Origin of the sequence: Wolbachia endosymbiont of Drosophila incompta (assembly GCF_001758565.1) — a bacterium.
Lineage (GTDB): Bacteria > Pseudomonadota > Alphaproteobacteria > Rickettsiales > Anaplasmataceae > Wolbachia > Wolbachia pipientis.
This window is the reverse complement of the sequence record NZ_CP011148.1, coordinates 418,412-426,164: the sequence shown is the minus strand read 5'-3', so window position 1 is coordinate 426,164 and position 7,753 is coordinate 418,412. Positions and strand designations below refer to the sequence as shown.

The following is a 7,753-nucleotide window of genomic DNA, read 5'->3' as shown; positions in this document are numbered from 1 at the left end:
TGGGCACTGGGATGACATCCTCCCTAGCGGAGATTGCTCTCAAACCACAATGTTCGTACAGTAAGCACTGACCACTTTGCTTCAATATTTGCGATGCCCCTGAACAGATACAAAAAATCTATTGTTTTTTTATAAATTAAATCCTAAGGCATTTTTTACTGTAGATTAATCATTTGATTATAGTATCATTTTAATTAAGCTTATGCTTGGGATATTTATGAAGAATATTTTATATTTTATATTATTAGCTGTCGTATTCGGATCACCCATCCTGTTTGCCGTAGAGCAGCTTGAAGAAAAGAAAATTGAATCAGTTCATAAAAACGAAAATGTAGGTGTAAGGAAGCAAGATAGCACAAATCAAAAAGATGAGTTAAAAAGCAACGTCGATGCTAAACAAACACAAGAGGCTGAGAGCAAAAGATTAGACGGCACTACCGATAAAGAGAAACTGCAACACAACGAGAACAAAGCTTTCGTGGTTGAAAAAACTATAAGTGAAGGTGAAAGGATTGATAAAGATTTGCCAAATGACCAGCTAGAAGGAAGCACAGACAAATTTGCTCAAAATTTACCAAATGTGGCCAATAAAGAAGTGAATAAAGATTTGAAACCAGAGCCTTTGCCTTTAAGTGCTGATTTAAATGAGAATACAGCTAACCCGCAAAAAAATCTACAAGCTGATCAGAAGATTGATATAAAAGATAATGAACTTTCAAAAAGTGATGCGAGTCAATTATTAGAGGGAAAAAAAGAAAAAGTAGAGAATCAGTCTGAAGAAAAAAAAGTGAAAGAAACAAACAGTAATTCCAAGGACCGCAATAGAGTAAAACCTATAACTAAAAAAGATGAAGAAGAGCAAAGTGAAAAGAAAAGTTTACAAAAATGGACAAAGCTAAACAGAGAACCAATAAAAGAATGGGGTCATAAAGACATACAAAGCAAGTCAATATATAAACGACAATATGATAGCCTTAATGAGCATCTTCCTACAACTGTGTTTATTGATGATTACAGTAAGCAATTTTTTTACTGCATTAAGAAGAACAACTTAACTTGCTTAAGAGGAGTAATAAGTAAGCTAGAAAAAATTGGATTAACAATTCAAGAGATACTAAGGTTTAGAAATAAATTGGGTGATACTCCTCTCATTTATTCAGTTAAACAAGGTGAGGTAGACATAGTGCGCTTTCTCTTATTACAAGGTGCTGATCTTAGAGTAGTTAACAATAATTTTCAATCCCCAATTGATATAGCAATCGAAAAAAAGCAGATCAATATAATAAATGCGATTGCCGAAATGATGCCACATCTTTTGGAGGATAGAAAAATAGACAATAAAGAAAGCTCAGCAATGTACGATTGGGCTGTGAAAACGAAAGAAATACAGTGCGATAAGCAAGATGATTAGATTTTTGATATTAATTTTAGTTGGTCATTTATGTTATGGAAACGAAACAAATGATGAAAAAAATCAGATTAGTGATTTTTTAAACGCTTTGCGTGATGCAAAATACGTATCTTACAGTAAAAAAGACTTTGCTGAATTTTTGGTGCAGTGCCACAAAGAGGGCGTGCCAGAAGATTTTAAGAAAGGTTTTGGTTCTAACTTAAATGGAGCTAATTTTAACCAACTGTACCTAAGTAAATCTGTTTTTGATGGAGTAAGTCTGATTGGTGCCGATTTTTCTAACACCGATTTATCCGATGTGTCTTTCATTGATGTTGATTTACGTGGTGCTAATTTTTCCAATGCTAATTTACATGGCATTAAAATAAAAGGTACAAATTTGAGTTTTACAAAATTTGTTTCTGCAAACTTAACAGATATCGTATTTGATCAGTCTAATGTTAGTTATGCTGATTTTATCAGTTCCGATCTCAAAAAAGTAAGTATGCACAACGTAATTGGTTTGCATACTAATTTCTCGAATGTGAAAATGAATTTCTCCAACTTATCAAACTCGAATGTTAGCCACGTAAATTTTAGTGATAGTGAAATAAACGATACTGTTATGCAGAAAAACAACCTTGATAATGCAAGTTTCTTTGGAGTGGATGCATATAAATTAAAGATACAATTTTCTTCATTAAAAAATGCTAACATATATGGTGCAGAGTTAAAAGAATCAGACTTTACAGGTAGCAATCTTTCCGATGCTTGCCTTAATTCTTCTATCATAATTAACAGTAACTTCGACGAAACTGATTTAAGCAACACACAAATTTCCTATGTGAATGACGATAATTCAAGTTTTGTTCAATCTATACTAAATGGTTCCAAGATAAAACATGCATATGTTTCTGAAGCAAATCTTCATGATGCTGATTTATCCAATATTGATTTTAGTTTTAGTGAACTGCATCAAGTTAATGTCTCTAATGCTGACATTCGTCACGGAAAGTTTCATAATACTAAAGTTGCAAATTCTAACATGAATGGCTCATTTTTTGACCATTCACTATTCACCTATGTGAAGATAGAAGATTCAGACCTTTCTACAACTTCAATGTATAAGATAAAAATCCAAGACTCTCAAGTTTATAACAGTACACTTTCTCGCCATAATATTGATTCCAGTGAAATAGAAAATTCAACATTCTTTAATTTATTAGCTGATAATTCGAGTTGGTCCAATTTAAAAGTAACTAATTCAAATTTTATTGAAAGCGATTTCAGATCTTCTTTGCTTCACGCTAATGCCTTTAGGAAAACTAGTTTTTTTCTTAGCAATTTGAGTAATTCAACAATTAGTGATATGTCTTTTCACTCTTCAAGCATATATAAAAGTTCAGTTGCTGATGTTCATTTAACAGATTGCAAGTTTGATAATTCGATTTTGATTGACAATCAAGGACAGAAAAAACTTGCAGGGTTAGAAAATGCTATAACTTCAATTGGAGATTTGCAAGAGAAAATATCACAGGGTGAAAAATTTAATGTAAATTATTCTTACTTTGAATTTAAGAATATGAATTTAGAAAATGCCGATTTTTCTAATTCAACATTGAGTAGAGCAAAGTTTGTAAACGTTAATTTGAATAAGGCAAATTTTGAAAAAACCGATTTGCGCTATACTGTCTTTGATAACTCTTCTCTCATTGGCACCAACTTATCAAATTCTAATTTAGAAGGTTCTAGCTTTTTAAACTCTGATCCAAAAAGCACCATGTTAAAAAATGCAAAGAAAAATGACCGTAAAAAGTGAGGGCGTATTATTGGTTCTATCCTCCCCTTCTGGAGCTGGAAAAACTACTATATCAGCAAAATTACTTGAGCAATCAACTAATTTAGTTAGGTCTGTTTCTATGACTACACGCAAGCCTCGCCCCGGCGAAATAAATGGAAAAGACTATTTTTTCGTTACCGAAGAAAAATTTCACGAGTTATGCAAAGCTGGCCAAATGCTTGAATACGCCAAAGTTTTTGAGAATTTTTATGGTATACCAAGAGATTTTATAGAGCAAAACCTGAGCAGTGGAATAAGCGTTTTACTCAGCATAGACTGGCAAGGAGCATTTCACTTATTCAAGCTCATGAGAAAAAAAGTTGTGAGTGTTTTTATACTTCCCCCTTCAATGGAAGAGCTTAGGTTGCGTTTGCAAAAGCGTAATAGTGATGATGCAAGCGAAATAGAGCGCAGATTAGCCGAAGCTCAAAAAGAGATAAGCAAACGTGATAAATATGATTATGTAATAATCAATGATGATATTGATAAAAGTGTAGAAGAGATAAGCTCCATACTAAATAAAGAAAGACTTAAAAAACTAAAAGAAAAACCAAGTCTGGAAGACTGATAAAAACATCAATTTGGATATTTGCAGCTATAGTTTCTTATCCTATTTTAGCCAATAGCACATTTCACAGTTTAGCTATATTTATTATTTTTTAAGATTAAATGGTTAAAATAGTAGCAACTGTTCAAGTGAGGTTTAACTATGACGGCAAATTTTCTCACAGAAATTAATTTTCTGCCTTTCCACCTATATTTTGATCACATATACAACGTTTAGCTCAATTTAAAAGTCAAACTTCTTGGTTGTTAGTTTAGTGCTGACAACTTAAATAGCTTTTAATATTGAGGTTTTAGTATGGGTATAGATATAACTGCACTAACTACTAATGCAGATAAATTAGGTGAATGCATAGATAAAAATAAAAAGCAAGAGCAGGATAGAAAAGACGAGCAATTGTATGGCATTATAGAGAGAAAGGTAAAAAAAGAAGAACACAAGCGTGAAAAACCAAGAGGTCAAGATGGAACCCTCAAGAAGTGTAAAAGGTTATTTGAAAAAGATGCTAGTCCTGAAGTATTAACTAAATTAGAAGAATCACTTAGAGAACAAGAAAAATATTATAGGTATTATGTCCAATGCTTCCTTCCAGTGCTAGATAAAGCAATAGAACGATCGAAAAAAATATCAAATGAAACAAAAGAGCGAGTAAAGCAAGCAATTTCAGAAATTACTTATAATAGCAAATATTGTAACCAAAATGATCGTAGGGACAGTGGAATTGAAAGTGACTACAGTAGCGATGCTGGTGATGATTATGAGAAACATTCAATCAGTAACCCTAATACAGCAAATGAAGATCAAGAAGTAGAGAAAAGCAACGAAATAACAAATAGCAATGCTCTATTACTAAAAGCGATCAAAAATGGAAATAACAGGAAATTTGAAAAATATCTAAAAGATTGTACGGATATTAGCAGCATAAAAGATGAAAAAGGAAACAATATTTTACACCTTATCGTATCGTTGGAAAAGAAACAGAAACGCAAGTTTCTAGGTATTCTAATAAAAACGGTCACCAAGAAAGATCTAGCACAACTCATTAATAGTGAAAATCAGACCCCTCTTCAGGTGGCACTAATTAACAAGATAACAAAAGAAAAACATGAGTCTCACACAATCCAAGATAACGATAACACACTTAAGTTTCTTACAAAATTGTTAGAGCATGGAGCCAGCCATGATCAGTTAGAATTACCTGAGGAAAGCTTAAAAAAATTGTCTAAGGGGCAAAATGAATACTATTGTAAATTTTTAAAGAAATTAGCTAAAAAGGCTGAGCTAAAGCAGGAAATAAAAATCAAGACAGAAGCAAAAGTTAAAGAAATTGTGGCACATACTGTAAACACTCCAAATAGTAATAGTGATTATCCGTTACATTTAGCAATTAAAAATAATGATAAAGAACTTTTTAAAGAACTATTGCAAGAGGGGGCGAACATTAGCCTTGAAGGTGCAAATAAAAATAATGCCTTACACCACATTGCTTTACTTAAAGGAGAATATAAAATCAAATATTTGAAGTTAATATTAGATTTTGAAAAAAAAGGAGTAATATCTTCAGAAAAATTGCATAAGGCTATAAACGCTCAAAATAAAGATGATAAATATCCAGCGCAAGTTGCTTTAATTAGACAAACAGAGAAGATACCTAGTAAGTTAAAAGACTTTTCTAGGTGGGTTAGATCAAGGCCCACAAAACATTATTATACTGCTGAATTTTGTGCAGAATTGTTACAAAATGGTGCTGAGAATAAAAGTGACCATATAACAATACCTAAAGAGCATCGTAAGCAAAAATATTATCAGACTACAAAAAGAATCAAAGATATAACAGGTGTTAGCCCTGACCCAGAAACACAAGAAGAACTTGAAGAGCATTTTTCTAAGAAGAATGCTCGTAAGAATATAAGTCTTCCAGTAAAATGGATACTCGGAGGTTTAATTTTTGCAACAGTATTTAGTGCTTTAGCAGGAAACATGATAGCTGCAGCCGCTTTATCGGTGACCATAGCGGTTTGTGCAATGTGTTACCCTATTTACTTAAAGTTAGAAAATGCTCTTAATGCTAGAGCATCAGATCAATCAGAGCATACAGAAAACCCAGCTACTAAAATGAGCGATGTATCAATACTACGTCAATTCATGAATAAGCTAGATGGGCTGACTAATAAACCCTCTTCTCTGGCGCTATGAAATCAATCTCACCGCTCAGAGTTTTTTCAGCCACTTTTTTATAATCAATTTTTACGTTAATTTGCCCTTTCTTTTCTTCAAGCCACGCTATAGTGTGCTTCATCCAGTTTTTGTCATCACGTTCAGGAAAGTCTTCACGAGCATGTGCACCTCTGCTTTCCTCGCGATTAGCTGCGCATTCCATGGTAATAACCGCTTGTGGGATCATGTTAGCAAGCTCCAGCGCTTCAACTAAATCACTGTTCCACATCATACTGCGATCCTCAAGTGAAATATCAGGCATCATTTTTGCTACCTTTTTTATAGCTTTTTTGCCTTCTTCTAAAACTTCAGCAACACGGAAAACTGATGCGTATTTTTGCATAGTGTTCTGCATTTCACCGCGTATTTTTGCTACTTTTAGCCCACCGGAAGCAAATCGCATTTTATTAAATCTATCTACTATCCAGTCTGTGCAGTCTGAATGCAATTTTTTATGTGGTGTACCGGACTTTAGCTTCTCTTTTGCTCTGAGCGCTGCAGCTCTACCAAAAACCACAAGATCAAGAAGCGAGTTAGAGCCAAGTCGATTTGCACCGTGCACAGAGACACACGCAGCTTCTCCAATTGCAAATAGTCCATCTACTACCTCTTCCTTACCTTGCTTCAGCGTGATCACTTCTCCATAATAATTGGTTGGAATGCCACCCATGTTATAGTGAACAGTCGGAATGACCGGTATTGGATCTTTAGTGACATCAACTCCAGCAAAAGTTCTTGCGGTTTCGCTGATGCCCGGCAATCTGAGTTTTATTACTTCCGGATCAAGATGCGCTATAGTTAAATACATATGATCTTTTTTTGGTCCAACCCCCCTTCCCTCTCTAATTTCAATTGTTATTGCGCGACTTACCACATCACGGGAAGCTAAATCTTTTGCTTTTGGTGCGTAACGTTCCATAAACTTCTCGCCCTGAGAATTAACGAGGTACCCCCCTTCACCACGGCATCCTTCCGTCATCAAGCACCCTGAGCCATTTATTCCTGTTGGATGAAATTGTACAAATTCCATATCTTCAAGTGGTAATCCAGCCCTTACTACCATGCCATTACCATCACCTGTGCAGGTATGCGCACTTGTTGCAGAGAAATAAACACGTCCATATCCACCTGTTGCTAGCACCACTCTATGCGCACGAAATCTATGTAATGTGCCGTCGCATAGCGACCAAGCAAGAACTCCGCAGCATGTTTCGCTATCCATAATTAAATCAATCACAAAGTATTCAACAAAAAATTCAGCGTTGAATTTAAGACACTGCTGATATAGAGTGTGAAGGATTGCGTGCCCAGTCTTATCTGCTGCCGCACAAGTGCGCTGCGCTGATTTTCCTTTACCAAAGTGAGTTGTCATTCCACCAAAGGAACGCTGGTATATTTTGCCATCTTCTGTACGAGAAAAAGGTACGCCAAAATTTTCAAGTTCAATAACAGCTTTAGCAGCGTTTTTACACATATATTCTATTGCATCTTGATCACCAAGCCAGTCTGAACCTTTTATTGTGTCATATGCATGCCAGCGCCAATCGTCTTCACCGATATTACCTAAAGCTGCACTAATTCCGCCTTGTGCTGCAACTGTATGACTTCGTGTAGGGAAAATTTTAGAAATGCAGGCAACTGAAAAATTAGTTGCAGCCATCCCAAGCGTTGCTCTGAGCCCTGCTCCACCTGCACCTACTACTACCACGTCATACTCATGTTCTATGATCTCATACGCTGG

At 34.9% G+C, this 7,753-nt stretch carries 5 protein-coding genes; 4 read left to right on the top strand and 1 reads right to left on the bottom strand.

Translation table 11 applies throughout. The features are described 5' to 3' along the window. Positions 1-217: 217 nt before the first annotated feature. The 4 genes from WG67_RS01890 (at position 218) to WG67_RS01875 (ending at position 5,991) form a co-directional block, all read left to right on the top strand. The gene (locus tag WG67_RS01890) at positions 218-1,411 is read left to right on the top strand and encodes an ankyrin repeat domain-containing protein (RefSeq protein ID WP_070356816.1); all 1,194 of its coding nucleotides are present in this window, start codon (positions 218-220) and stop codon (positions 1,409-1,411) included. Continuing rightward, positions 1,404-3,209 carry a pentapeptide repeat-containing protein gene (locus WG67_RS01885; RefSeq protein WP_070356815.1) on the top strand — a complete coding sequence of 602 codons (1,806 nt, stop codon included), beginning with the start codon at positions 1,404-1,406 and terminating at the stop codon, positions 3,207-3,209. The genes WG67_RS01890 and WG67_RS01885 overlap by 8 nt, the downstream gene beginning before the upstream one ends. Further along, positions 3,193-3,798 carry a guanylate kinase gene (gene gmk, locus WG67_RS01880; protein ID WP_022626283.1) on the top strand — a complete coding sequence of 202 codons (606 nt, stop codon included), beginning with the start codon at positions 3,193-3,195 and terminating at the stop codon, positions 3,796-3,798. The genes WG67_RS01885 and gmk overlap by 17 nt, the downstream gene beginning before the upstream one ends. 294 nt (positions 3,799-4,092) lie before the next feature. Beyond that, complete coding sequence (locus WG67_RS01875; RefSeq protein ID WP_038198760.1) at positions 4,093-5,991, top strand: ankyrin repeat domain-containing protein; 1,899 nt, start codon at positions 4,093-4,095, stop codon at positions 5,989-5,991. On the opposite strand, the gene sdhA is transcribed toward WG67_RS01875, so the two are convergent. After that, positions 5,963-7,720 carry a succinate dehydrogenase flavoprotein subunit gene (sdhA, locus tag WG67_RS01870; protein ID WP_245683386.1) on the bottom strand — a complete coding sequence of 586 codons (1,758 nt, stop codon included), beginning with the start codon at positions 7,718-7,720 and terminating at the stop codon, positions 5,963-5,965. The two genes, WG67_RS01875 and sdhA, sit on opposite strands and share 29 nt — an antisense overlap. Positions 7,721-7,753 lie beyond the last annotated feature (33 nt).

Bases quoted from the DNA above. Each gene is read 5' to 3' on its own strand.
- WG67_RS01885 (WP_070356815.1), top strand. From the start codon at position 1,404: ATGATTAGATTTTTGATATTAATTTTAGTTGGTCATTTATGTTATGGA.
- WG67_RS01875 (WP_038198760.1), top strand. From the start codon at position 4,093: ATGGGTATAGATATAACTGCACTAACTACTAATGCAGATAAATTAGGT.
- gmk (WP_022626283.1), top strand. From the start codon at position 3,193: ATGACCGTAAAAAGTGAGGGCGTATTATTGGTTCTATCCTCCCCTTCT.
- WG67_RS01890 (WP_070356816.1), top strand. From the start codon at position 218: ATGAAGAATATTTTATATTTTATATTATTAGCTGTCGTATTCGGATCA.